This window comes from Aurantimonas endophytica (assembly GCF_014196845.1).
Lineage (GTDB): Bacteria > Pseudomonadota > Alphaproteobacteria > Rhizobiales > Rhizobiaceae > Aurantimonas > Aurantimonas endophytica.
On record NZ_JACIEM010000002.1, the window covers coordinates 441,325 to 464,857 of the forward strand.

20 protein-coding genes are annotated in these 23,533 nt (G+C 67.3%); 15 read left to right on the forward strand and 5 right to left on the reverse strand.

The features are described 5' to 3' along the window. Positions 1–8: 8 nt before the first annotated feature. Positions 9–1,433, reverse strand: coding sequence for a cytochrome ubiquinol oxidase subunit I (locus tag GGR03_RS09735; protein WP_183207996.1), 1,425 nt, complete (start codon positions 1,431–1,433; stop codon positions 9–11). A gap of 215 nt (positions 1,434–1,648) precedes the next feature. Between GGR03_RS09735 and GGR03_RS09740 the strand changes: the two genes are divergently transcribed. Both GGR03_RS09740 and GGR03_RS09745 read left to right on the forward strand, forming a co-directional pair. Beyond that, entirely contained in the window at positions 1,649–2,935 is a 1,287-nt protein-coding gene (locus tag GGR03_RS09740) for a glycerate kinase type-2 family protein (RefSeq protein WP_183207446.1), read from the forward strand. Between the two features lie 127 nt (positions 2,936–3,062). Next, positions 3,063–4,598, forward strand: a complete 1,536-nt coding sequence (locus tag GGR03_RS09745; RefSeq protein ID WP_183207448.1) for a helicase HerA domain-containing protein — start codon at positions 3,063–3,065, stop codon at positions 4,596–4,598. Between the two features lie 6 nt (positions 4,599–4,604). Here GGR03_RS09745 and GGR03_RS09750 read toward each other — a convergent pair whose 3' ends face one another. Further along, entirely contained in the window at positions 4,605–5,183 is a 579-nt protein-coding gene (locus tag GGR03_RS09750) for a DUF2585 family protein (protein WP_183207450.1), read from the reverse strand. A 239-nt stretch (positions 5,184–5,422) separates the two neighbouring features. On the opposite strand from GGR03_RS09750, the gene GGR03_RS09755 reads away from it, so the two are divergent. From GGR03_RS09755 to GGR03_RS09770, 4 genes are read left to right on the forward strand one after another with little or no spacing between them, the layout of a single operon-like run. Further along, positions 5,423–6,688: a glycosyltransferase gene (locus tag GGR03_RS09755; protein ID WP_183207452.1), complete on the forward strand. Its 1,266-nt coding sequence runs from the start codon at positions 5,423–5,425 to the stop codon at positions 6,686–6,688. Continuing rightward, positions 6,688–7,863: a lycopene beta-cyclase CrtY gene (gene crtY / locus GGR03_RS09760; RefSeq protein ID WP_183207454.1), complete on the forward strand. Its 1,176-nt coding sequence runs from the start codon at positions 6,688–6,690 to the stop codon at positions 7,861–7,863. The genes GGR03_RS09755 and crtY overlap by 1 nt, the downstream gene beginning before the upstream one ends. Beyond that, positions 7,860–9,374 (forward strand): phytoene desaturase, encoded by a 1,515-nt coding sequence (locus tag GGR03_RS09765; RefSeq protein ID WP_183207456.1) that lies wholly within the window; start codon positions 7,860–7,862, stop codon positions 9,372–9,374. The genes crtY and GGR03_RS09765 overlap by 4 nt, the downstream gene beginning before the upstream one ends. Before the next feature lie 7 nt (positions 9,375–9,381). Continuing rightward, positions 9,382–10,365 (forward strand): phytoene/squalene synthase family protein, encoded by a 984-nt coding sequence (locus tag GGR03_RS09770; RefSeq protein WP_210292073.1) that lies wholly within the window; start codon positions 9,382–9,384, stop codon positions 10,363–10,365. 48 nt (positions 10,366–10,413) lie between these two features. Here GGR03_RS09770 and GGR03_RS09775 read toward each other — a convergent pair whose 3' ends face one another. Together GGR03_RS09775 and GGR03_RS09780 are read right to left on the reverse strand one after the other, a co-directional pair. After that, positions 10,414–10,944: a sterol desaturase family protein gene (locus GGR03_RS09775; RefSeq protein WP_210292074.1), complete on the reverse strand. Its 531-nt coding sequence runs from the start codon at positions 10,942–10,944 to the stop codon at positions 10,414–10,416. Between the two features lie 11 nt (positions 10,945–10,955). After that, positions 10,956–11,903: a polyprenyl synthetase family protein gene (locus tag GGR03_RS09780; RefSeq protein ID WP_183207457.1), complete on the reverse strand. Its 948-nt coding sequence runs from the start codon at positions 11,901–11,903 to the stop codon at positions 10,956–10,958. 140 nt (positions 11,904–12,043) lie between these two features. Here GGR03_RS09780 and fni point away from each other — a divergent pair, with 140 nt between their 5' ends. Continuing rightward, positions 12,044–13,114, forward strand: coding sequence for a type 2 isopentenyl-diphosphate Delta-isomerase (gene fni / locus GGR03_RS09785; protein ID WP_183207459.1), 1,071 nt, complete (start codon positions 12,044–12,046; stop codon positions 13,112–13,114). Here fni and GGR03_RS09790 read toward each other — a convergent pair. Beyond that, entirely contained in the window at positions 13,104–14,090 is a 987-nt protein-coding gene (locus GGR03_RS09790; RefSeq protein WP_183207461.1) for a LysR family transcriptional regulator, read from the reverse strand. The genes fni and GGR03_RS09790 overlap by 11 nt on opposite strands. Positions 14,091–14,214: 124 nt before the next feature. On the opposite strand from GGR03_RS09790, the gene GGR03_RS09795 reads away from it, so the two are divergent. The 8 genes from GGR03_RS09795 (at position 14,215) to rpe (ending at position 23,527) form a co-directional block, all read left to right on the forward strand. Next, complete coding sequence (locus tag GGR03_RS09795) at positions 14,215–15,258, forward strand: class 1 fructose-bisphosphatase (protein WP_183207462.1); 1,044 nt, start codon at positions 14,215–14,217, stop codon at positions 15,256–15,258. 56 nt (positions 15,259–15,314) lie between these two features. Continuing rightward, the gene (locus GGR03_RS09800; RefSeq protein ID WP_183207463.1) at positions 15,315–16,190 is read left to right on the forward strand and encodes a phosphoribulokinase; all 876 of its coding nucleotides are present in this window, start codon (positions 15,315–15,317) and stop codon (positions 16,188–16,190) included. Between the two features lie 27 nt (positions 16,191–16,217). Next, on the forward strand, positions 16,218–18,224 hold the full coding sequence (gene tkt / locus GGR03_RS09805) for a transketolase (protein WP_183207465.1): 2,007 nt from the start codon (positions 16,218–16,220) through the stop codon (positions 18,222–18,224). A gap of 30 nt (positions 18,225–18,254) precedes the next feature. Continuing rightward, positions 18,255–19,334 (forward strand): class II fructose-bisphosphate aldolase, encoded by a 1,080-nt coding sequence (gene fba / locus GGR03_RS09810; RefSeq protein WP_183207467.1) that lies wholly within the window; start codon positions 18,255–18,257, stop codon positions 19,332–19,334. A 164-nt stretch (positions 19,335–19,498) separates the two neighbouring features. Further along, positions 19,499–20,956 (forward strand): form I ribulose bisphosphate carboxylase large subunit, encoded by a 1,458-nt coding sequence (locus tag GGR03_RS09815; RefSeq protein WP_163042781.1) that lies wholly within the window; start codon positions 19,499–19,501, stop codon positions 20,954–20,956. 191 nt (positions 20,957–21,147) lie between these two features. After that, on the forward strand, positions 21,148–21,570 hold the full coding sequence (locus tag GGR03_RS09820) for a ribulose bisphosphate carboxylase small subunit (RefSeq protein ID WP_183207469.1): 423 nt from the start codon (positions 21,148–21,150) through the stop codon (positions 21,568–21,570). A 221-nt stretch (positions 21,571–21,791) separates the two neighbouring features. Further along, positions 21,792–22,844, forward strand: coding sequence for a CbbX protein (cbbX, locus tag GGR03_RS09825; protein ID WP_183207472.1), 1,053 nt, complete (start codon positions 21,792–21,794; stop codon positions 22,842–22,844). Beyond that, positions 22,841–23,527 carry a ribulose-phosphate 3-epimerase gene (gene rpe / locus GGR03_RS09830; RefSeq protein WP_183207474.1) on the forward strand — a complete coding sequence of 229 codons (687 nt, stop codon included), beginning with the start codon at positions 22,841–22,843 and terminating at the stop codon, positions 23,525–23,527. The genes cbbX and rpe overlap by 4 nt, the downstream gene beginning before the upstream one ends. Positions 23,528–23,533: the final 6 nt, after the last annotated feature.

The following is a 23,533-nucleotide window of genomic DNA, read 5'->3' on the forward strand; positions in this document are numbered from 1 at the left end:
CGTCTCCCTCAGCTCTCAGCCGGTTCGGGCGTGTTGCGCCCCTCGAGCGAGGGCGCCGGCGTGATGCCGGCTGCCCGTGTCGGCTGGTGCGGCGGGCTATCCTCCTCGAACGGAGTCGGCGTCTTGCCCATCAGGCGCAGGATGTAGAACGTCCCGGCGCCGAACAGCAGGAAGTAGACGATGACGAAGGCGACGAGCGACGTCCCGACCGCTTCCGCCGCGATGGGCGAATGGCTCTCGGACGTGCGCAGCAGGCCGTACACGGTGAAGGGCTGGCGCCCGACCTCGGTGGTGATCCAGCCGGCGATGACCGCGACGAACCCCATCGGCCCCATTGCGAGCATCGCCCGCTGCAGCCAGGTGCTCGAAAAGAGCGAGCCGCGATAGCGCTTGAACAGCGACCAGAGCCCGATGCCGAGCATGGCGAAGCCGATCGCCACCATGACCCGGAAGCTCCAGAACACGATCGTGGCGTTCGGCCATTCGTCGCGCGGGAAGGCGTCGAGCCCCTGCACCACGCCATCGAGCGAATGGGTCAGGATGAGCGAGCCGAGATAGGGCACGTCGACGGCATAGTCCGTCCGTCCCGTCTCCATGTTGGGGATGCCGAACAGCGTCAGCGGCATCGAGCCGTCGCTGTTGGTCTCGAAATGCCCCTCGATGGCGGCGATCTTGGCGGGCTGGTGCTCCAGCGTGTTCACGCCATGGAAATCGCCGGCGACGATCTGCATCGGCGCGACGATGGTCGCCATCCACAAGGCCATCGAGAACATCAGCCTGGCATGGGCGTTGGCCCGGTCGCGCAGCAGGTGGAATGCCGCGACCGCACCGACGACGAAGGCCGTCGTGAGATAGGCCGCCAGCACCATGTGGACGAGCCGGTAAGGGAAGGACGGGTTGAAGACGATCGCCCACCAGTCCTCGGGGACGAACTGCCCGACCTCGTTGATGCCGTAACCCGCCGGCGTATGCATCCAGGAATTGACCGAAAGGATCCAGAAGGCCGAGAAGCAGGTGCCGATCGCCACGACCAGCGTGGCGGCGAAATGCAGCTTGGGGCCGACGCGCTTCTGGCCGAACAGCATGATGCCGAGGAAGCCGGCCTCGAGGAAGAAGGCGGAGAGAACCTCATAGGCCATCAACGGACCGAGGATCGGCCCGGTCTTGTCGGAGAACACCGACCAGTTGGTGCCGAACTGGTAGCTCATGGTGATGCCGGAGACGACGCCCATGCCGAAGCTGAGCGCGAAGATCTTCACCCAGTAGTTGAAGGTCTCCATGTAGACCGCCCGGCCGGTGGCGAGGAACAGACCCTCGAGCACCGCCAGATACGACGCCAGGCCGATCGTGAAGGCCGGAAAGATGATGTGGAAAGAGATCGTGAAGGCGAACTGGATCCGGGCGAGGAGGACGGGGTCGAAGCCTTCGAACATGGCGTAGCCTACGGTTCTCATGCGGTGTGTGCACGGACTATAGGCGTTGTGCGGCGCGAAAAATAGCACGTTGCGACCATTCGCCGGGGTGGCCTGCAAGGGCGGTGCCGGTTCTGGTGCGCGCCACGGGCGATTGTTTTGGCTGTTCCTGCTGCTGTCTTGATCGTCGGTTCCGCTGTTATAGAGGCTGAGGATGGTGCAGCGGGAGGCAGGGCATGGACGAGGAGCGAAAGCGGCAGGACCTGGTGGCGATCTTCCAGGAGGCGGTCGCCGCGGCGCATCCTGCAGGGATACTGGCGCCGCATCTGCCGCCGCCCCCCATCGGTCGCATCGTGATCCTCGCCGCTGGCAAGGCCGCCGCCTCGATGGCCGCGGCAGCGGTGACCCATTACCGTGACAGCCAGAGCGTGCCCGAAGACCGGTTGGTCGGCCTTGCGGTGACGCGCGATGGCTACGCGCTGGACGCCGGTCCGATCGCGGTGGTCGAGGCTGGCCATCCGCTGCCCAACGCCAGGGGCCTCGAAGCCACCGGCCGGGTGCTGGAACTCGCCGGTTCCGCCGGCCCCGACGACCTCGTCCTCGCGCTGATCTCCGGCGGCGGCTCGGCCAACTGGCTGTTGCCGGCCGAAGGCGTCAGCCTTGCCGACAAGCAGGCGGTGACGCGGGCCTTGCTGCGCAGCGGCGCCGGCATCGGCGAGATCAACTGCGTGCGCAAGCATCTGTCGCAGGTCAAGGGCGGGCGCCTGGCCGGGGCCTGCGGCGGCGCGCCGCTGGTGACGCTGGCGATCTCGGACGTGCCGGGCGACGATCCGAGCGTCATCGCCTCCGGGCCGACCGTGCCCGACGCGACGACGCTGGCCGACGCGCGGGCGATCGTCGAAAGACGCGGCCTCGACCTGCCGGAATCCTGCCGCGCGGCGCTGGCCTCGGACGCCAACGAGACGCCGAAGCCAGGCGATCCGGCCTTCGCCGCGACGAATTACACCATCATCGCGACACCGGCGGCTTCGCTCGAGGCCGCGGCGAAGGCGGCTTCGGCGCTTGGCTACCGCGTCGAAAGCCTCGGCGCCGACGTCGAGGGCGAGGCGCGTGACGTGGCTGCCGAGCATGCCAGGATGGCGCTGGCGGCGAAGGCGCGCGGCGAGCGCGTCGCGATCCTGTCGGGCGGCGAACTGACGGTGACGATTCGCGGCGAAGGCGAGGGCGGTCCGAACCAGGAATATGCCCTGGCGCTGGCCATCGCCCTTTCCGGCGCGCCGGACATCGCCGCCCTGTCGGGCGACACCGACGGTACCGATGGCGGTACCGGACTGTCCAGCGACCCCGCCGGCGCCTTTGTCCTGCCGGACACGCTGGAACGGGCGAAGGCCGCCGGCATCGACCCGGCGGCGTGCCTCGCCGCCAACGATTCCACCCGATTCTTCCGCACCATCGGCGATCTCTTCGTGCCGGGGCCGACTCACACCAACGTCAACGACTGCCGGATCATCCTGGTCGACTGACGGCGTTCCTGTGGACAGAGGCCGGTCTTTGCCGAAGCCCGGCCAAGCAGCGTGCTAGGGTCGCTCGCAAGACGACGGCGGCTGCGCCCCGTCCGAACCACCTGACCCTCACGCGGAAAGACTGTCCATGACGGTTGCCGTCGATCTCGGCACGACCCACACCGGCGAACCGGCGGAGCTCGATCTCGAGGAGCTGCTGTCGACGCGCCTGCTCGTCCAGGGCAATTCCGGGTCCGGCAAGTCGCATCTGCTACGCCGCCTGCTGGAGAAGAGCGCCGGATGGGTGCAACAAGCGGTCATCGATCCGGAGGGCGATTTCGTCACGCTCGCCGAGCGCTACGGCCACGTCGTCGTCGACGCCAACCGCACGCCGGCGGAACTCACCCGCATCGCCGCTCGGATCCGCGAGCACCGCGCCTCGGTGGTGCTGGATCTCGAAGGCCTCGACGCGGAAGTGCAGATGCTGTGCGCCGCCGCCTTCCTCAACGGCCTGTTCGATGCCGACCGCGCCCACTGGTTTCCGATGCTGATCGCCGTCGACGAGGCGCATCTCTTCGCGCCGGCGATGGCGGGCGAGCATTCCGACGAATCGCGGCGCGCATCGCTGGGCGCGATGACCAATCTGATGTGCCGCGGCCGCAAACGCGGCCTTGCCGGGGTCATTGCCACACAGCGCCTCGCCAAGCTGGCCAAGAACGTCGCCGCCGAAGCCTCGAACTTCCTGATGGGGCGGACCTTCCTCGATATCGACATGGCCCGCGCCGCCGATCTCCTCGGCATGGACCGCCGCGCGGCGGAGCGCTTCCGCGATCTCGAGACCGGCAATTTCGTCGCGCTCGGACCGGCTCTGTCGCGCCGGCCGGTGGCGATTCGCATCGGCCCGGTGGAAACGGCGGGACGCAGCGGCCGGCCGTCGCTGCTGCCGCTGCCGGAGACGCCGCGCGCGGCGATGGAGGATCTGATCTTCACCGCCGGGGCCAGCGAGGCGGCACCGGAGCGCCGGCCCGCGCCGCGTCCGCAGGCAGCGCCGGTCGCCACCCGCGAGCTGATGGAGCGGGTCGCCGCCGCGCCGGCCCTGGCGGCCGCCGTCGAGGCGGTGGACGACGATCCGCGTTCGCCGGAGGAGCGTGCGGCGGCGGTCGACCAGATCTTCGCCGAGATGCTGGAAGACCCGGACGCAGCGTTCCGCCCCGTCCCGGTGCTCTACCAGGAGTTCCTCACCCACTGCCGGCTGAAGCGGCTGCGCGGCGTCGAGACCGACATGGCCGCCTTCCGTCGCCGGCTGTCGCTGGCGCGGGCCGGCGTTTCGGCGGAGACCGAGGACGAGGCTTGGCAGGAAGTGATCGAACGCGCCGGCGACCTGCCGGAGGAGATGCAGGGCGTCTACATGATGCTCGCCCGTGCCGCCCGCGACGGCGCGCAATGCCCCTCGGATGCGGCGCTTGCCCAGGCCTATGGCAGCCATTCCCCGTCGCGCGGGCGCTTCCTGCTCGGCTTCATGGCCGAGCGCGGGCTGATCACCACCGAGGCGGACTTCCGCGGAAACCGGGTGGTCAGTATCGCGGGAACGGACTGGCGGACGTGCCTGCCGCAGGTCCGGCTGGATGCGCTGGACGAGGCGCGGGCGCGCCGGGCCGAACGGCTGGCGCGCGGAACGAGCTGACCAGGATCAGATATCGACGCCGAACAGCCGCAGCGTGCCGATGACGAAGCCGTCCTTTATGGCGAAGGCGATCGTCGCCTCGAGCGCGAGAGCGATGAGCACCGTCATCCATGCCGGGAGCTTTGCCGCGGCGAGGAAGCCGAGCGCGACGAACAGCGTGTCGCCGATCGCGTTGAGGATGGAATCTCCGAAATAGGGCACCGCGTTCGTGGCGTTGCTGAACAGCTCGATCAGCACCGGCGTGTTCTCCATCGCCTCCCAGGCCGCGCTCGAAGCCACCGCCACGACCAGCTTGGCGCCGGTCGCCCAATGCGGCTTCATGGCGTGGACGAAGCCGAAAAGGGCCATTCCGAAGATGACGTGGAGGGCCGAATACCAGTCGGAGAACTGCTGGCTATTCTCTTCTGCCGTCAGCGCACCCTGCCACAATTCGACGGTGCCGCAGGGACAGACCCAGGGCCGCCCCATCGCCCGCAGCCAACCCACCATGAACAACAGCAGCACCGCGATCACCGCAGCGCGCCCGAGCAGCGTCGCCACCCGCTCGGGCGCGAGGGAAGCCGATTGCGAGTTCGCGTCGCTCATGCGGCGCGGCTCGCGCCACGCGGCCCGAGGACTGGCTGGCGTCTGATGGCCCGGCGTGAGATCAAGGTGCGGCTTTCGAGGCAGGCGTGGCGAGAGAACGGCAGTGCTGGTTTCGCAATCGTCTCGGGCGCATATGGCGCAAATCGTCGAGCTCGCCAACCGGAAACGGCCGGGGCCGAAAAGCACGCAGGGCGCAACACTTCCATGACATCGCGTCACGGACGATCGGCGGGTAATCGATGTCACATGTCGTGCTGATCTGCCCCCCGTTTCATAGCCATCTCCGGGTCTTCGAGGCATTGGGCGGCGAGCTGCTGCGTCGTGGCCATCGCGTGACGTTTCTGCTCAACGCCGGGGCCTCGCCGTCGGCGGGGCCGGCGGGCCTTATGCGCAGGGAGACGAGCCCCCGCACAGGCCGCGATCTCGATGCCCTGCTGGCCCGCGCCGCCCGGCCGACAGGGCCGCTGGGCATCCTGCGGACCGTCGCCGACGCCGCCGAACTCACCGACGAACTCTGCCGCGACGGACCGGCGATCCTCAGGGAGATCGGCGCCGATGCGATCGTCGGCGACGCGATGGAGCCGGCAGCCGGCCTCCTCGCCGCGCATCTCGGACTGCCGCATGTCTCGGTGTCTGCCGCCTTGCCGGTGCATGACGACCCGGCCGTGCCGCTTCCCTTTCTTTCCTGGCCGTACGATCCGAGCGAGAAGGGTCTGAAGCGAAACCGCGGCGGCCAGCGTGTCGCGCGCCTCCTGCTCACGCGCCAGCGGCGGACCATCGCGCGCTGGGCGGAGGCGTTCGGGCTGCGGCCGCATGATGGGCTTGCCGACTGTCTCTCGATGACGGCGCAGATCTCGCAGCTGGTTCCAAGCTTCGATTTTCCCCGCCAGCCCGCGTCCCATCGCCACATGGTGGGCCCGCTTCGCACGGCCCGGCCCGTGGAAATCGCCAATGACGATGCCGGGGGAAGCCGGCCGCTGGTCTTTGCCTCTCTCGGAACGTTGCAGGGCCACAGGGCTTCGATCTTTCGTGCCGTGGCGCAGGCATGTCGCGAGCTCGGCGTTCGCTGCGTAATTGCGCATTGCGGCGGCCTGAGCCCTAGCGAGGCCGGCCGCATCGAGGCCGATCTGGTCACCGACTTCGTGCCGCAGGAGAAGATCCTCCGCAGCGCCTCGGTTTGCGTTACCCATGCCGGAATGAACACGGTGCTGGATTCCCTGGCGGCGGGCGTGCCGATGCTGGCGGTTCCGATCGCCTTCGATCAGCCCGGGATCGCCGCCCGGATCGTCCATCACGGCGTCGGGGAGCGGCTGTCCCGCGTCCTCGTGTCGCCGGGCCGGGTGAAGGCATCTCTTGCTCGGCTGCTCGCAGAGGCTAGTTTCAGGAACAAGGCGAGCGCCATCGGGCGCGACATCGCGGCATCCGGCGGAGTAGCTCTCGCAGCGGACATCGTGGAGGAGGCGATTCTCGGCAAGCTGTCGCGAATCGGAACAGGGCGGAACTGATGAACGGCGGCGCGGACAGAACGATCGACGTCGCCTTTGTCGGCGGCGGGCTGGCGAATGGTCTCGCCGCCTACCGGCTGGCGACGACGCGCCCGGATCTGACGATCCGTCTCTTCGAGGCAGGCGCGGCGGTTGGCGGCAACCACACCTGGTCCTATCACGAGGGCGACCTCGGCCCCGGCGGGCATGACTGGCTCGCGCCCTTTGTCACTTATCGCTGGAACGCCTACGAAGTGCGGTTCCCGGAACGAAGCCGCCGGGTCGGCACAGGGTATCGCAGCGTCGCGTCGGAGCGCTTCCGAGAGGTTCTGGAGGCGACGCTGGGCGACGCGATCGAGACGGGCGCGCCGGTCCGCGACGTGAAGCCCGACCGGGTCGTGCTCGACGGCCGCGTCGTAAAGGCCCGCTGCGTGATCGACGGGCGCGGCCACTCCCCGAGCCCGCATCTGCGGCTCGGCTTCCAGAAATTCCTCGGCCAGGAGATCGAGCTGACAACGCCGCACGGCCTGCCGCAGCCGATCATCATGGACGCAACCGTCGCCCAGGCCGATGGCTATCGCTTCGTCTACGTCCTGCCGCTGACGCCGACCCGGCTGCTCGTCGAGGACACCTACTACGCCGACGGCCCGGATCTCGACGAGGACCGGCTGCGCGGATCGATCGATACGTATCTGAAGGCCCATGGCTGGGTCGCCCGCACGGTGCTCCGCGAGGAGCGGGGTGTCCTGCCGATCGCCATCGACGGCGATATCGAGGCGTTCTGGGAGGACAAGAACGGCGTTGCGGCCAGTGGCCTCGCCGCCGGCCTGTTCCATCCGACGACCGGCTATTCGCTGCCCGACGCGGTGCGGCTCGCCGACCTGCTGGCCGGCCTGCCGGAGCTTTCCAGCGCGGCAGTCTTCGCTGCGACACGCCAGCATGCCGTCGATACGTGGCATTCGCGCGGCTTCTTCCGCATGCTCAACCGGCTGCTGTTCTTCGCCGGGGTTTCCTCAAAACGGTACAAGATCCTGCAGCATTTCTATCGCCTGCCCGACCCGCTCGTTTCCCGCTTCTACGCGGCGCAGTTGCGGACCTTCGACAAGGTCAAGATCCTGACCGGCCGCCCGCCCGTGCCCTTCGGCAATGCGCTGAAGGTTCTGGCGCGCCATCGCCTGACCGGGGAGCTGGCATGACCGGCTTCGCGAACGGCGCTGGCGGCGCCCGGCCGAGCGCCATCGTCGTCGGCTCGGGCTTTGGCGGGCTGGCGCTCGCGATCCGCCTGCAGTCGGCGGGCTTCAGCACCACGCTGATCGAGAAACGCGACAAGCCCGGTGGGCGGGCCTATGTCTACGAGGATCAGGGCTTTACCTTCGACGCGGGCCCGACGGTGATCACCGATCCGGCCTCGCTGGAAGAACTCTTCGCGGCCTCGGGCCGACGCATGGCCGACTATGTCGAGCTGCTGCCGGTCTCGCCCTTCTACCAGCTGCGCTGGGAGGACGGCGTCAGCTTCGACTACGTCAACGACCAGGACTCGCTCGACCGGCAGATCGCCGCCCTCAACCCGGCCGACGTCGCCGGCTACCGCCGCTTCCTCGCCTATTCGAAGGAAGTCTACCATGAGGGCTACGAGAAGCTCGGCACGGTGCCGTTCCTCTCCTTCCGCGATATGGTTCGCGCCGGGCCGCAGCTCGCGCGGCTGCAGGCCTGGCGGAGCGTCTATGCCAAGGTTGCCGAATTCATCGAGGAGGAGCATCTCAGGCAGGCCTTCTCGTTCCACTCGCTGCTGGTCGGCGGCAATCCGTTCGCAACGTCCTCGATCTACGCGCTCATCCATGCGCTGGAGCGCCAGGGCGGCGTCTGGTTCCCGCGCGGAGGCACCGGCGCGCTGGTGCGCGGCCTCGTCAGGCTGTTCGAGGAGATCGGCGGCCGGATCGAACTGTTGGCGGAAGTCGCCAAGATCGAGGTCGAGGGCGGCCGCGCGAAGGCCGTGCTGCTCAAGGACGGCAGGCGCTTTGCCGCCGACGTCGTCGCCTCCAATGCCGACGTCGTCCACACCTACGACACGCTGCTGGCCGGGAATGCGCGCGGCAAGGCGGAAGCCAAGCGGCTCAAGGGCCGGCGCTTCTCGATGTCGCTCTTCGTCATCTATTTCGGCCTGAAGACCCATCGGCCGGACATCCAGCACCACACGGTCTGCTTCGGCGCGCGCTACCGCGACCTGATCTCCGAGATCTTCAAGGGGCCGAAGCTCGCCGACGATTTCTCGCTCTACATGCACAATCCCTGCGTCACCGATCCGTCGCTCGCACCGGAGGGCGCCGGCAGCTTCTACGTGCTGTCGCCGGTGCCGCATCTCGGCAATGCCGACATCGACTGGGACGTCGAGGGGCCACGCTACCGCGACCGCATCCTCGACTATCTCGAGGAGCGCTACATTCCGAACCTCAAGGCAGACCTCGTGACGAGCCGCATCTTCACCCCGTTCGACTTCCGCGACGAACTCAACGCGCATGTCGGCTCGGCCTTCTCGCTCGACCCGGTGCTCACCCAGAGCGCCTGGTTCCGGCCGCACAACCGCGACCGCGACATCGCCAATCTGTATCTGGTGGGGGCGGGGACCCATCCGGGCGCCGGCGTGCCGGGGGTCATCGGCTCGGCCAAGGCGACGGCCGGCCTGATGATCGCCGATGCCGGGCTCTGAGGCAGCGATGTCGGTTTTCACGCCCCTGTCCCTACCGCTCGATCCGGCCGCACGTGCGGACCTCGCCGCCATGGCGGAGGACGCCATCGCCAGAGGGTCGAAGAGCTTTGCCGCCGCCGCCAAGCTCTTCGACCCGGAGACACGGCGCAGCGCGATGATGCTCTATGCCTGGTGCCGGCATTGCGACGACGCGATCGATGGACAGGTGTTGGGCTTCGCGCGACGGCCCGATCTCGAGGCCTCGCGGCCGGACGAGCGCATGGCGAAGCTGGAGAGCGAGACGCTTGCGGCGCTGGCGGGTCGGCCGACCAGCGATCCCTGCTTCAAGGCGATCGGCGACGTCGCGGCACGGCACCGGCTGCCGCCGGAACTGCTGGTTCAGCACCTTGCCGGCTACCGGATGGACGTCGAGGGTCGGCGCTACGAGACGATCGCCGACACGCTCGACTATTGCTACCACGTCGCCGGCGTGGTCGGCGTCATGATGTCGATGGTCATGGGCGTGCGGGAGGAGGCGACGCTCGACCGGGCCTCCGATCTCGGCATCGCCTTCCAGCTGACCAACATCGCGCGCGACATCGTCGAGGACGCGCGCGCCGGCCGGATCTATTTGCCGGAGGAGTGGCTGGCGGAAGCCGATCTTCGCCCCGGCGATGTCGTCGATCCGCGCCAGCGCCCGGTCGTGGCGCTGCTGGCGAACCGGCTGGTCGATCTAGCAGAGCCGTATTACGCCTCGGCGTTCCATGGCCTGAAGGACTTGCCGCCCCGCTCTGCATGGGCGGTCGCCACGGCCCACGGCGTCTACCGGGAAATCGGCTTGCAGGTGAAGGCGCTGGGCGCTTCGGCCTGGGACCAGCGCGTTTCCACCGGCCGTCGCCAGAAGCTTCGCCATGTCACGCTCGGCGCCGCAAGGGCAGCGATGTCGCGCCGCGCCAAGCCGCAGCCGCGCTCGGCGGCTCTCTGGACCAGGCCGCGGCTCGGCGACGCTTAATTCAGGGCAGGGACTGAAAGGCTCATTGGCCGTCCATTCGCAGCGGAATCAGTGTCTTGTGGCGCTGGCGTCGGTTCCGCTCTCGCCACGCCGCTCCGCCGCGACCGTGCCTTCGGTGCGCAGCTGCCGGGTCAGCTTGTCGATCGGCGGGGCGTAGAGGAAGCCGAAGGAGACGCCGCCATCCTTGCCCTTGACCGCGTGGTGCAGACGGTGCGCCTGCACCAGGCGCTTTGCGTAGCCCTTATGCGGGATGTGCCGGAACGGCCAGCGCTGGTGCACCAGCCCGTCATGGACGATGAAGTAGAACGCGCCGTAGAGCGTGATGCCCGTCGCCACCGCGCCGACCAGCGGGTAGCCGTAGTTGGCGATGACGAAGAGCAGGATCGCGAAGGCGGCGAAGACCACCGCGTAGAGATCGTTCTTCTCGAACCAGCCTTCGCGTTCCTCGTGATGCGACTGGTGCCAGCCCCAGCCCCAGCTGTGCATGATGTATTTGTGCGCAGCCCAGGCGAAGACTTCCATTCCGAGGAAGACCGCGAAGGCGATGGCCACCAGTACCGGCCAGTCCGTCATGTTCATGCCCATCCTGCCTATCTGGCTCCGGCTTCCTGCTCGCGCAAGCCGGTCTCGCTGCCGGCCGCCTCGGCCATGCGGGCGCGCAGCGTCGTATCGAAGATCGCGCCGACCAGTATATGCAGCCGGCCGGCGGGGCCGAACACGTCGTTCAGCCGCGCATGCGCAGTCTCCACATGCCGGTCGATCCGATGCACGACGGATGGCCGCCCGAGCATCGAAACGATGGTCGACTTGCCGATATCCTTGCCGATGTCCTTGCCGATGGTAATCGCGCTGGAGCCGCCATCCAGCAGGTCGTCGAGCAGCTGGAAGGCGTGACCCAGTTCGGCCGCGAACTCCCGCAGCCGCGACCGCGTGGTGGCGTCTGCCCCGGCGACGACAGCGCCGATCTCCACCGCGGCGGAGAACAGCGAACCGGTCTTCAGGCCGTTCGCGACGGCGATGTCGGCGACCGGGCGTGCGGCGCGCCCGCCGCGCAGATCCTCGAACTGGCCGCCGACCAGGCCGCTCACCCCGACGGCGCGGGTCAGCAGGCGGATACACTCGGTCCGTGCCGCTGGCGGCAGTGTCTCGATCGTCGTCAGCATCTCGAAGGCGCCGGCCAGCACGCCGATAGAGGCCAGCACGGCGACGTCCTCGCCATAGGTGATGTGCACGGCCGGCTGGCCGCGCCGCATCGTCGCATCGTCCATCGACGGCAGGTCGTCGAGGATCAGCGAGGCGGCATGCACCATCTCTACCGCACAACCGGCGTCGATCGCGGGGGCGAGGTCGCCGCCAAGATCCTCGGCGGCAATCGCGGTCATCAGCGGCCGCAGCCGCTTGCCGGGCGCCAGAACGCTTGCCGCGATGGCGGCGTCCAGCTGTGTCTGGCCCGGGATGGCACGCGGGATCAGGTCGGCCAGCCGCTGGTCGATCTTGCGGACATAGACGGCAACGCCGCTCTTGAGGTCCACTGTCATGGCGAGACGACTGCCTTGGAGTCAAACAAACTTGTCACTGTCCATTCGTACACGAAATCCGATAGGGAATGCTAACACGAACCGACCGGGATGCGACCGCCAACGGCCGTTGAGATTACAACTGCGACGATAGGACTGGGATGCGGGTGACGAAACGGGACGAATCGTCGTCGACGGCCGATATCGGAGCGCGCAAGAGCGACCATCTCGACATCGTGCTCGCGCCCTCGCTCGCCTCGCAGCGCGTTGCCAGCGGTCTCGATCGCGTGGTCTTCGAGCACGTCGCACTGCCCGAGCTGTCGCTCGCCGAGATCGACCTGTCGACCCGGTTCCTCGGTCGGCGCCTGCAGGCGCCGCTCCTGATCAGTTCGATGACCGGGGGGCCGGAACGTGCGGCCCGCATCAATGCCCACCTGGCCGAAGCCGCCGAGGAACTGGGCATCGCGCTTGCCGTCGGCTCGCAGCGCATCGCACTGGAAGGAAGGGCGTCCGGCGGCCTCGATGGCTCGCTGCGGCGCCTCGCGCCGAGCATTCCCATCCTCGCCAATGTCGGCGGTGCCCAGCTCGTCCTCGGCTACGGCCGCAGCGAGGCCGAGCGCGCCGTCGAGATGATTGGCGCCGACGCGCTGATCATCCATCTCAATCCGCTGCAGGAAGCGCTGCAGGAAGGCGGCGACACCGACTGGCGCGGCGTGATGGCGGCGATCGAGGCGCTCGTTGCCGTCCTGTCGGTCCCTGTGGTGGTCAAGGAGGTCGGCGCAGGAATATCCGGGCCGATTGCCCGACGCCTGGCCGATGCAGGTGTTTACGCCATAGACGTCGCCGGAGCCGGCGGCACCAGCTGGGCTGCCGTCGAGGCCGAGCGCGCAGCCGAGCCCGCGCATCGCGACACCGCGCTGCTCTTTGCCGGCTGGGGCATCCCGACCGCCGACGCCATTCTCGATGTCCGCGAGGCCTGTCCGGAAACGCTCGTCATCGGCTCCGGCGGGATCGCCAGCGGGCTCGATGTCGCCAGGGCGATTCGCCTCGGCGCCGATCTTGCGGGGCAGGCGGCGGCGAGCCTCGCCAGCGCCGACCATTCGGCGGAGGCCACGTCGCTGCATTTCCGGACGGTGATCGCCCAGCTGCGGGTGGCCTGCTTCTGCACCGGCTCGGCGAACTTGGCGGCCCTGCGCCAGGCGCGCCTGGTCGCGCCAGCGACTACGGCCTGAGCAGGCGTTCTTCGGCCGGGAGCTGCTCCGGGGCTCCGCCATGCGAATCGGCCGGGTAGAGCCGGTCGATCAGCGGCAGATGCCGCGCACCGCGCTGCACCAGAAAATCCATGAAGGCGATTTCGGCCGGTGCCGTCATCCGCTCGCGGCGGCTGACCCCGTACCATTTGCGCCGGATCGGCATGTCGGCGACGTCGAGGATCACCAGTCGCCCCATCTCGACCTCGAAGGCGATCGTGTGAGCGGAGATGAAGGCGATGCCGAGGCCTGCCATCACGGCCTGCTTGATCGTCTCGTTGGAGCCCATTTCGGCCGAGGCGGCTTCCAGGCCGCCCGGATATTCGGCAAAGAAGATCTCGAGCGAGGAGCGCGTGCCGGATCCCGGCTCGCGGATGATGATCGTCTCTTCGAGCAGCCGTTCCCGGCTGATGTCCCGCATGGTCGCCAGCGGGTGGTCCGGCGGCGCGATCATCACCAGCGGGTGGTCGCCGAAGAAGGTGGCCGTCACCGGAAACTCGACCGGCGGGCGTCCCATCAGCGCGATGTCCGAATGGTATTCCTTCAAATCGGCAATGATCGCCAGCCGGTTGCCGACCGTCAGCTTGATCTCGATGTCGGGGAAGGACTGGCGGAATGCCGCGATCAGCCGCGGCGCGAAATACTTGGCCGTCGATACGGCGCCCAGCCGGATGGTTCCGGAGCGCACGCCCTTGATAGCCCCGACCTCGTCGCCCAGGGCCCGCAGGCTCGTCTCGACAGCGTTCGCCGCGTTGAGTACGGCAGAACCGGCCGCCGTCAGGCGCATGCCGTCATTGGTCCGGGTGAAGAGTGGCAGACCGACATCGTCCTCGAGCTGCTTTATCTGTAGTGTCACGGCGGGCGCGGTGAGGCCGAGCTGGCGGGCGGCGGCGGCAATCGTCCGGTGTCGGACGATGGCTTGGACGGAGCGCAGCTGGCGAAGTGTGAGGTTTCGCATGCCCACCCGTTAGACAAATTTACCGATGCGGTAAAGATATTAAATTTTACTTATGGCTCAGTGCTGTCCAGAGTCCACGTGGATGAACGGGGACGGAGAGCCTCGACATCCCAGGAGGAAACCCATGACATCGTCTCTCGACGCCTATCTCGGATCGCAATGCGATGCCGACCCGACGCGACGGCAGGTCGCAGAGACGATCCGGCAATTGTGCGCCGCTTCCGTCAAGGTCCGCAACACGATTACCAACGGCTCCGCCAGCGAGCATCTCGGCGCGTCCCGCGACGCGATGAATGCCGGCGGTGACGTTCAGAAGGAGCTCGACGTCGTTGCCGACCGGCTGTTCCTGGACGCGGCAAAAGCCGCCGGGATCGCCTATTTCGGCTCGGAAGAGCAGGACGAGGCGATCGTCATCGACAAGCAGGGCGCGCTTGCCCTCGCCATCGACCCGCTCGACGGCTCGTCCAATATCGAAACGAATGTTTCGATCGGAACCATCTTCTCGATCCTGCCGGTCACCGACGCGCATCGCGCCGACCCCAAGTCGGCGTTTCTCCAGCCGGGCTCGCGCCAGCTCGCGGCCGGCTTCTTCATCTATGGGCCGCAGCTGCTGCTGGTCCTGTCGGTGGGCAACGGCACGCACGTCTTCATCTTCTCGTCGAGCTTCGGCGGCTTCGTCGAGCTCATCGCCTCGGTCACGATCCCCGAGCGCGCCAGCGAGTTCGCCATCAACGCTTCCAACTACCGGCACTGGGAGCCGCAGATCCGCTCCTATATCGACGACTGCCTGGCCGGTGCCGAAGGGCCGCGCGAGCGCGACTTCAACATGCGCTGGATCGGCTCGATGGTCGCCGACTGCTATCGCATCCTGGTGCGCGGCGGCGTCTTCCTCTACCCGGGCGACGCGCGCAAGGGCTATGCAAAGGGCCGCCTCCGCCATGTCTACGAGGCGAGCCCGGTGGCCTTCTGCGTCGAGCATGCCGGCGGCGCCGCCACCGATGGCCTGCATCGCATTCTCGATATCGTCCCGGACAGCCTGCATGCGCGCACGCCGCTGGTGTTCGGCGGCAAGCGCGAGGTCGCCCGGGTCGCCCGCTACATGGCCGATCCCGCCGAACTCAGCGAGCGCTCGCCGCTCTTCGGCAAGAGAAGCCTGTTCAGGGCCTGAGACGAACAACATACGCCGGAGCGAAGGGGCGCTCCGGCGCGGGGAGGAACGAAAGAATGTCGGCACGCCATCCGATCATCGCCATCACCGGGTCTTCGGGCGCCGGCACGACGTCCGTGAAGAACATCTTCGACCAGATCTTCCGGCGTGAGCAGGTGCGGGCGGTGTTCATCGAGGGCGACGCCTTCCACCGCTTCGACCGCCAGGCGATGAAGCAGCGGATGGCCGACGAGGAAGCGGGCGGCAACCGCAACTTCTCCCACTTCTCCCCCGAGGCCAACATACTGGAGCGGCTGCAGGAGGTCTTCGAGGAGTATGGGCGCCGCGGCCGGGGCCAGACCCGCCACTACGTGCATGACGACGCCGAGTCCAAGCTCTACGGCACGCCGCCCGGAACATTCTCCGAATGGGCCGCCTTCGAGGACGACAGCGACCTCCTGTTCTACGAGGGGCTGCATGGCTGCGTGAAGACCGATACGGTCGATCTTGCACCGATGGCCGACCTCAAGATCGGCGTCGTGCCGGTCATCAACCTCGAATGGATCCAGAAGATCCATCGCGACAAGGCAACCCGCGGCTACTCGACCGAAGCCGTCATGGACACCATCCTGCGGCGCATGCCGGACTACGTGAAATATATCTGCCCGCAATTTGCGCGCACCAACATCAACTTCCAGCGCGTGCCGATCGTTGATACGTCGGATCCGTTCATCGCGCGCTGGATCCCCACCGCGGACGAATCGATGATCGTCATCCGCTTCGCCAATCCCCGGGGGATCGACTTCCCCTATCTGCTGTCGATGATCAACGGCAGCTTCATGTCTCGCGCCAACTCCATCGTGGCACCGGGCAACAAGCTCGACATTGCCATGCAGCTGATATTGACCCCGTTGATACTGCAGCTGATGGAAAAGAAGCGCCGCGCTTCGTAGCGCGATCAATTCGGAAGGAAGATTTTCATGTCCCAGACCGCCGCCAAGCCCGCGCCCGAGACGACCGACCTCAAGCCCAGCGACATGGCGAACGCCATCCGCGCGCTTTCGATGGACGCCGTCCAGAAGGCCAATTCCGGCCACCCCGGCATGCCGATGGGCATGGCCGACGTCGCGACGGTGCTGTTCAAGTCGTTCCTGCGGGTCGATCCCTCGCAGCCCGAATGGCCCAACCGCGACCGCTTCATCCTGTCGAACGGCCACGGCTCGATGCTGCAATATTCCATCATGCATCTCCTCGGCTTCCCGGAGATGACGATCGAGGAGATCGAGAATTTCCGCCAGTTCGGCAGCCGCACCGCTGGCCATCCCGAATACGGCCACGCCGCCGGCATCGAGGCGACCACCGGCCCGCTCGGCCAGGGCATGACCATGGCGGTCGGCATGGCGCTCGCCGAGCGGATGCTGAACCAGCGCTTCGGTGACGATCTCGTCGACCACTACACGTATGCGATCGTCGGCGACGGCTGCCTGATGGAGGGTATCAGCCACGAAGCGATCGACCTCGCCGGGCATCTGAAGCTGAACAAGCTCATCCTGCTCTGGGACGACAACAACATCACCATCGACGGCGATACCAAGCTGTCGACCTCCACCGACCAGAAGCAGCGCTTCCTTGCCCATGGCTGGAACGTCTACGAGGTTGATGGCCATGATCCGGAAGCGATCGAGACGGTGATTGCCGCCGCCCGCAAGAGCGACAAGCCGGCCTTCGTTGCCTGCAAGACCATCATCGGCTATGGCGCGCCGAACCTGCAGGGCACCGACAAGGTGCACGGCAACGCGCTCGGCGCCGACGAGGTCGCGGCTGCCCGCAAGCACATGGTCTGGACGTCCGAGCCCTTCGTCATCCCCGAGCCGATCACCAAGGCCTGGCATGCCGTGGCGGCCGAAGGCCGCAAGGTCCGCGAAGCCTGGGAGAAGGCCCGCGACGCCTCGCCGAAGAAGGCCGCGTTCGAGAAGCAGTACGCGACGGCCCTGCCGGAGAACCTCGCCAGCCTGATGGCCGAGGCCCGCGCCAAGGTCGTCGCGGACCAGCCATCGGTCGCCACCCGCAAGGCGTCGGAGATGGCGCTCGAAGTGATCAACGGCGCCACCGAGGTGACGATCGGCGGCTCGGCCGACCTGACGCCCTCGAACAACACCAAGACCAAGGGCCTGAAGGACATCACGCCCGACGACTATTCCGGCCGCTACATCCATTACGGCATCCGCGAGCACGGCATGGCGGCGGTGATGAACGGCATGGCGCTGCATGGCGGGTTCATCCCCTACGGCGGCACCTTCATGTGCTTCACCGACTATGCCCGCGGCGCGATCCGCCTGTCGGCGCTGATGGAGACCCGTGTCGTCTACGTCATGACCCACGACTCGATCGGCCTCGGCGAGGATGGTCCGACCCACCAGCCGGTCGAGCACCTGGCGATGCTGCGGGCGACGCCGAACTTGCTGCTGTTCCGGCCGGCCGATGCGGTCGAGACCAACGAGGCCTGGGAGATCGCGCTGACCGAAAAGAAGCATCCCTCGGTGCTGGCGCTGTCGCGCCAGAACGTGCCGACGGTGCGTACCGGCGACACGACCGAGAACCGGTCCCGCAAGGGGGCCTATGTCCTCAAGGAGGCCGACGGAACACGCGACGTGACGATCCTGTCGACGGGAACCGAAGTCTCGATCGCCATGGACGCCGCCCGCAAGCTCGAAGCCGAGGGCAAGAAGGTCGCCGTCGTCTCGATGCCCTGCTGGGAGCTCTTCGAGGCGCAGGACGCGGCCTATCGGCAGAGCGTGCTCGGGACCGCGCCGCGGATCGCCATCGAGGCGGCGGTGCGGCTCGGCTGGGACCGCTGGATCGGCGATAACGGCCGCTTCATCGGCATGACCGGCTTCGGCGCCTCGGCGCCCGCGCCGGAGCTCTACAAACATTTCGGCATCACTGCCGACGCCGTCGTCGCGGCGGCGCACGAACTCGCCGGCTAGGCGCGACACCGTACAGGGAGGACTGCTCACATGGCCAAGATCACGCTGCGACAATTGCTCGACCATGCCGCCGAACACGACTACGGCGTGCCGGCGTTCAACATCAACAACATGGAGCAGGGCCTCGCGATCATGGAGGCGGCCGCTTCGTGCGACGCCCCCGTCATCATGCAGGCTTCACGCGGCGCGCGGTCCTACGCCAAGGACATCATGCTGGAAAAGATGATGGACGCGCTGGTGGAGATGTTTCCGGCGATCCCGGTCTGCATCCACCAGGACCACGGCAATGACGAGCAGACCTGCCTGACGGCGATCCGCCATGGCTTCACCTCGGTGATGATGGACGGATCGCTGGAGGCCGACATGAAGACGCCAGCCTCCTATGAATACAACGTCGCCATCACCGAGCGCGTCACTCGCATGGCGCACTGGGTCGGCGCCTCGGTCGAGGGCGAACTCGGCGTCCTCGGCTCGCTGGAAAGCGGCGAGGGCGAGAAGGAGGACGGCCACGGCTTCGAGGGCAAGCTGTCGGAAGACCAGCTGCTCACCGATCCCGAACAGGCCGTCGACTTCGTTCGGCGCACCAAGGTGGACGCGCTGGCGATCGCCATGGGCACCTCGCACGGCGCCTACAAGTTCACCCGCAAGCCCGATGGCGACATCCTCGCGATGCACGTCATCGAGGCGATCCACCAGAAACTGCCGAACACCCATCTCGTCATGCACGGATCGTCGTCGGTGCCCGAGGACCTCCAGGCGATCATCAACCGCTATGGCGGGAAGATGCGCGAGACCTACGGCGTGCCGGTGGACGAGATCGTCCGCGGCATCAGGCACGGGGTCCGCAAGGTCAATATCGACACCGACTGCCGGATGGCGATGACCGGCCAGTTCCGCAGGGTGGCGATGGAGAAGCCGGAAGAGTTCGATCCGCGCAAGTTCATGGTCCCGGCGATGGAGGCGCTGCGCAAGCTCTGCCTCGATCGCTACGAGCGCTTCGGCTGCGCCGGCAAGGCCTCGAGGATCAAGGTCCTGCCACTCGACGAGATGGCGATCCGCTACGGCAGCGGCGAGCTCGATCCGATCGCGCCGATGCAGGCCGCCGCATAGCAGAAGGCGGTCCGCCGGAAGGGCCGCCGCACACGACAGGTACCGAAGTGACAGCAGACACACGGCGCGGGGGCACCCTCCGCGGCGAAGGGACAGTCTTGTCCTGAATCGGCCGACGCCGGGCGTGGCGCGCGGCTCGCGAACCACCAGAGGAGGAGAACCAGATGGACCAGAAATCCCAGACCGTCACCGGCAAGGACCGCTACAAGTCCGGCGTCATGGAATACCGCAAGATGGGCTATTGGGAGCCCGACTATGAGCCGAAGGACACCGACATCATCGCCTGCTTCCGGATCTCGCCGCAGGACGGCGTCGATCCGATCGAGGCAGCCGCGGCGGTGGCTGGCGAATCCTCCACCGCGACCTGGACGGTGGTCTGGACCGACCGCCTGACGGCGGCGGAGAAATACCGGGCGAAGGCCTACCGCGTCGACAAGGTGCCGAACACGGACGATCAGTATTTCGCCTACATTGCCTACGACCTCGACCTGTTCGAGAACGGCTCGATCGCCAACCTTACCGCCTCGATCATCGGCAACGTCTTCGGCTTCAAGCCGCTGAAGGCGCTGCGGCTGGAGGACATGCGGCTGCCGGTCGCCTACGTGAAGACCTTCCAGGGACCGGCCACCGGCATCGTCGTCGAGCGCGAACGCCTCGACAAGTTCGGCCGGCCGCTGCTCGGCGCCACCGTCAAGCCGAAGCTTGGCCTCTCCGGCCGCAACTACGGCCGCGTCGTCTACGAGGCGCTGAAGGGCGGGCTCGACTTCACCAAGGACGACGAGAACATCAACTCGCAGCCCTTCATGGATTGGCGCGAGCGGTTTCTCTACTGCATGGAGGCGGTGAACAAGGCGCAGGCCGCCACCGGCGAGATCAAGGGCACCTATCTCAACGTCACCGCCGCGACGATGGAGGACATGTACGAGCGCGCCGAGTTCGCCAAGGAACTCGGCTCCACCATCGTCATGATCGATCTCGTCATCGGCTGGACCGCGATGCAGTCGATGGCCAAGTGGGCGCGTCGCAACAACATGATCCTGCACCTGCACCGCGCCGGTCACTCGACCTACACGCGGCAGAAGGCCCATGGCGTGTCGTTCCGGGTCATCGCCAAATGGGCGCGGCTTGCCGGCGTCGACCACATCCACGCCGGCACCGTCGTCGGCAAGCTGGAGGGCGATCCGGCGACCACCAAGGGCTATTACGACATCTGCCGCGACGAGTTCACCCACCAGAAGCTCGAGAACGGCATCTTCTTCGACCAGCCCTGGGCCTCGCTCAACAAGATGATGCCGGTCGCCTCCGGCGGCATCCATGCCGGCCAGATGCACCTGCTGCTAGACCTCCTCGGCGAGGACACGGTGCTGCAGTTCGGCGGCGGCACGATCGGCCATCCGATGGGCATCGCCGCCGGCGCGACGGCCAACCGCGTGGCGCTGGAATGCATGGTGCTCGCCCGCAACGAGGGCCGCGACATCGTTCGCGAGGGACCGGACATCCTCAACGAGGCGGCGCGCACCTGCACCCCGCTGAAGCAGGCGCTGGATACGTGGAAGGACGTCACCTTCAACTACACGTCGACCGACGCTCCCGACTACGCGGTGACGGCGACCGCCGCCTGAGCCGCGTCGGCGAAGCCGGGGCGGGACGCCCTCCCAGTCCTGCCCCGGCGGACATTCAGAGGCGCAGCGACGCAGGCGGCTTCAGGCCCTCGCCCGGCCTCCGCTTCGCTCGGCCACCCTCCCCCGCAAGCGGGAGAGGAAATCTTCGACGTCAGCTAGCCGCGACGAAACAACGATTACAGGAGAGCATCATGCGTATCACCCAGGGCGCCTTCTCGTTCCTGCCCGACCTCACCGACGAGCAGATCACCGCGCAGGTCCAGTACTGCCTCGACAATGGCTGGGCGGTGAACCTCGAATACACCGACGACCCGCACCCGCGGAACACCTACTGGGACATGTGGGGCCACCCGATGTTCGACATCGCCGACGCGGCCGGCGTGATGATGGAACTCGCCAATTGCCGCAAGGCGCACGGCGATCTCTACATCCGCATGTCGGCCTTCGACTCCACCCATGGCTGGGAGTCGGTGAAGCTGTCCTTCATCGTCAACCGGCCGGCCAACGAGCCGGGCTTCCGCCTCCGACGCCAGGAAGCCGGCGGTCGCAACATCCGCTACACCACCGAGCCCTACGCCACCGACAAGCCGGAAGGCGACCGTTACGCGGAGTGAGCGCGGTCGGCTTGTCTCCAACGTCGCCGTCATCCTCGGGCCCCGTCCCGAGGATCCAGAGCGGCGGCTCGGCTCGGGTCTTTGGGCCCGGGCCCGGCGGGGCCCCAGTCGGCGCGGAAGACTGGATCCTCGGGACGGGGCCCGAGGATGACGACGCGCCAGGAGGGTACCGCGCTTCGTAGCGGCGCACCCAGACGGCGAAATCAACGGGAGGTCATCCAATGAGCTATCTCGATCAGGTGGAGCGGGGAGGTAAGCCGGCGAAAGACGCCGAGGCGCCGGTGGCCCGCGATCCGGCAGCGAGCGGGGCGGCACAGGGAGGCGGTGAAGCCACCGGTGCCGAAACGCCCGAAGCCCCCACCACGGTCGACCTGCAGCAGGAATACCGCGACGCCGGGGTCCAGGATGTGCTGGAGGAACTCGACCGCGAACTCGTCGGCCTTGCGCCGGTGAAGAAGCGCATCCGCGAGACCGCGGCGCTGCTCCTCGTCGAGCGGGCGCGCAAGCGGCTTGGTCTCGCTCACGACACGCCGACGCTGCACATGAGCTTCACCGGCAATCCCGGCACCGGCAAGACGACGGTGGCGCTGAAGATGGCCAGCCTGCTGCATCGCCTCGGCTATATCCGCAAGGGCCACCTCGTCTCGGTCACCCGCGACGACCTCGTCGGCCAGTATATCGGCCACACCGCCCCCAAGACCAAGGACATCCTCAAGAAGGCGATGGGCGGCGTGTTGTTCATCGACGAGGCCTATTACCTCTACCGGCCGGAGAACGAGCGTGACTACGGGCAGGAGGCGATCGAGATCCTCTTGCAGGTGATGGAGAACCAGCGCGACGATCTCGTGGTAATCCTCGCCGGCTATGCCGACCGCATGGACAAGTTCTTCGAGTCCAATCCGGGCTTTCGCTCGCGCATCGCCCACCACATTGATTTCCCCGACTACAGCGACGACGAGCTGCTCCGCATCGCGGTCGGCATGCTCGACCGGCAGAACTACCGGTTGAGCCCTGACGCCAAGGAGATGCTCGCGAGCTATATCGAGCACCGCCGCGGGCAGTCGCATTTCGCCAATGCCCGTTCGATCCGCAACGCCCTCGACCGGGCGCGCCTCAGGCAGGCGAACCGGCTGTTCGAACAGGCGGACGGGCCGCTCGATGCGGCGGCGCTGTCGCTGATCGCCGCCGAGGACATTGCGGCCAGCCGCGTCTTCCAGCAGAAGGCGGGCAGCGACCAGCCGGCCGCCGGCGACCACCGCGAGGAGACACCATGACGAGGCCCCTGATCATTGCGCCGTCGATCCTGTCCGCCGACTTCTCGCGCCTCGGCGAGGAAGTCGCGGCGGTCGACGCGGCCGGTGCCGACTGGATCCATCTCGACGTCATGGACGGCCATTACGTGCCGAACATCACCTTCGGCCCGCCGGTGATCAAGGCGATCCGCAAGTCCTCGGCCAAGGTGTTCGACTGCCATCTGATGATCGAGCCGTGCGATCCTTTCCTCGAAGCCTTCGCGGAGGCCGGCTGCGATATCATCACGGTGCATGCCGAGGCGACGAAGCATCTCGACCGCTCGCTCCAGGCGATCCGCGCGCTCGGCAAGAAGGCCGGCGTGTCGCTCAACCCGGCAACGCCGGAAAGCGTCATCGAGTACGTGCTCGACCGGCTCGATCTCGTGCTGCTGATGACGGTCAATCCGGGCTTCGGCGGCCAGGCCTTCATTCCCTCGGTCGTCGAGAAGGTCCGCCGGGTCAAGGCGATGATCGGCGACCGCGACATCCACATCGAGATCGACGGCGGCGTGACGCCGGAGACGGCACCGCTGGTCGTCGAAGCGGGCGCCGACGTGCTCGTCGCCGGCTCCGCCGTCTTCAAGGGCGGCACGCCGGAGCACTACGCATCGAACATGCGCGCCATCCGTGAGGTCGGAACGGAAACGGTATCACGGGTTGCATGATCGGCT

Bases quoted from the DNA above. Each gene is read 5' to 3' on its own strand.
- GGR03_RS09780 (WP_183207457.1), bottom strand. From the start codon at position 11,903: ATGACAGTGGACCTCAAGAGCGGCGTTGCCGTCTATGTCCGCAAGATC.
- tkt (WP_183207465.1), top strand. From the start codon at position 16,218: ATGTCCCAGACCGCCGCCAAGCCCGCGCCCGAGACGACCGACCTCAAG.
- fba (WP_183207467.1), top strand. From the start codon at position 18,255: ATGGCCAAGATCACGCTGCGACAATTGCTCGACCATGCCGCCGAACAC.
- GGR03_RS09775 (WP_210292074.1), bottom strand. From the start codon at position 10,944: ATGAACATGACGGACTGGCCGGTACTGGTGGCCATCGCCTTCGCGGTC.
- rpe (WP_183207474.1), top strand. From the start codon at position 22,841: ATGACGAGGCCCCTGATCATTGCGCCGTCGATCCTGTCCGCCGACTTC.
- GGR03_RS09820 (WP_183207469.1), top strand. From the start codon at position 21,148: ATGCGTATCACCCAGGGCGCCTTCTCGTTCCTGCCCGACCTCACCGAC.
- GGR03_RS09795 (WP_183207462.1), top strand. From the start codon at position 14,215: ATGACATCGTCTCTCGACGCCTATCTCGGATCGCAATGCGATGCCGAC.
- GGR03_RS09770 (WP_210292073.1), top strand. From the start codon at position 9,382: ATGTCGGTTTTCACGCCCCTGTCCCTACCGCTCGATCCGGCCGCACGT.
- crtY (WP_183207454.1), top strand. From the start codon at position 6,688: ATGAACGGCGGCGCGGACAGAACGATCGACGTCGCCTTTGTCGGCGGC.
- GGR03_RS09735 (WP_183207996.1), bottom strand. From the start codon at position 1,433: ATGTTCGAAGGCTTCGACCCCGTCCTCCTCGCCCGGATCCAGTTCGCC.
- cbbX (WP_183207472.1), top strand. From the start codon at position 21,792: ATGAGCTATCTCGATCAGGTGGAGCGGGGAGGTAAGCCGGCGAAAGAC.
- GGR03_RS09800 (WP_183207463.1), top strand. From the start codon at position 15,315: ATGTCGGCACGCCATCCGATCATCGCCATCACCGGGTCTTCGGGCGCC.
- fni (WP_183207459.1), top strand. From the start codon at position 12,044: ATGCGGGTGACGAAACGGGACGAATCGTCGTCGACGGCCGATATCGGA.
- GGR03_RS09750 (WP_183207450.1), bottom strand. From the start codon at position 5,183: ATGAGCGACGCGAACTCGCAATCGGCTTCCCTCGCGCCCGAGCGGGTG.
- GGR03_RS09765 (WP_183207456.1), top strand. From the start codon at position 7,860: ATGACCGGCTTCGCGAACGGCGCTGGCGGCGCCCGGCCGAGCGCCATC.
- GGR03_RS09745 (WP_183207448.1), top strand. From the start codon at position 3,063: ATGACGGTTGCCGTCGATCTCGGCACGACCCACACCGGCGAACCGGCG.
- GGR03_RS09755 (WP_183207452.1), top strand. From the start codon at position 5,423: ATGTCACATGTCGTGCTGATCTGCCCCCCGTTTCATAGCCATCTCCGG.
- GGR03_RS09740 (WP_183207446.1), top strand. From the start codon at position 1,649: ATGGACGAGGAGCGAAAGCGGCAGGACCTGGTGGCGATCTTCCAGGAG.
- GGR03_RS09790 (WP_183207461.1), bottom strand. From the start codon at position 14,090: ATGCGAAACCTCACACTTCGCCAGCTGCGCTCCGTCCAAGCCATCGTC.
- GGR03_RS09815 (WP_163042781.1), top strand. From the start codon at position 19,499: ATGGACCAGAAATCCCAGACCGTCACCGGCAAGGACCGCTACAAGTCC.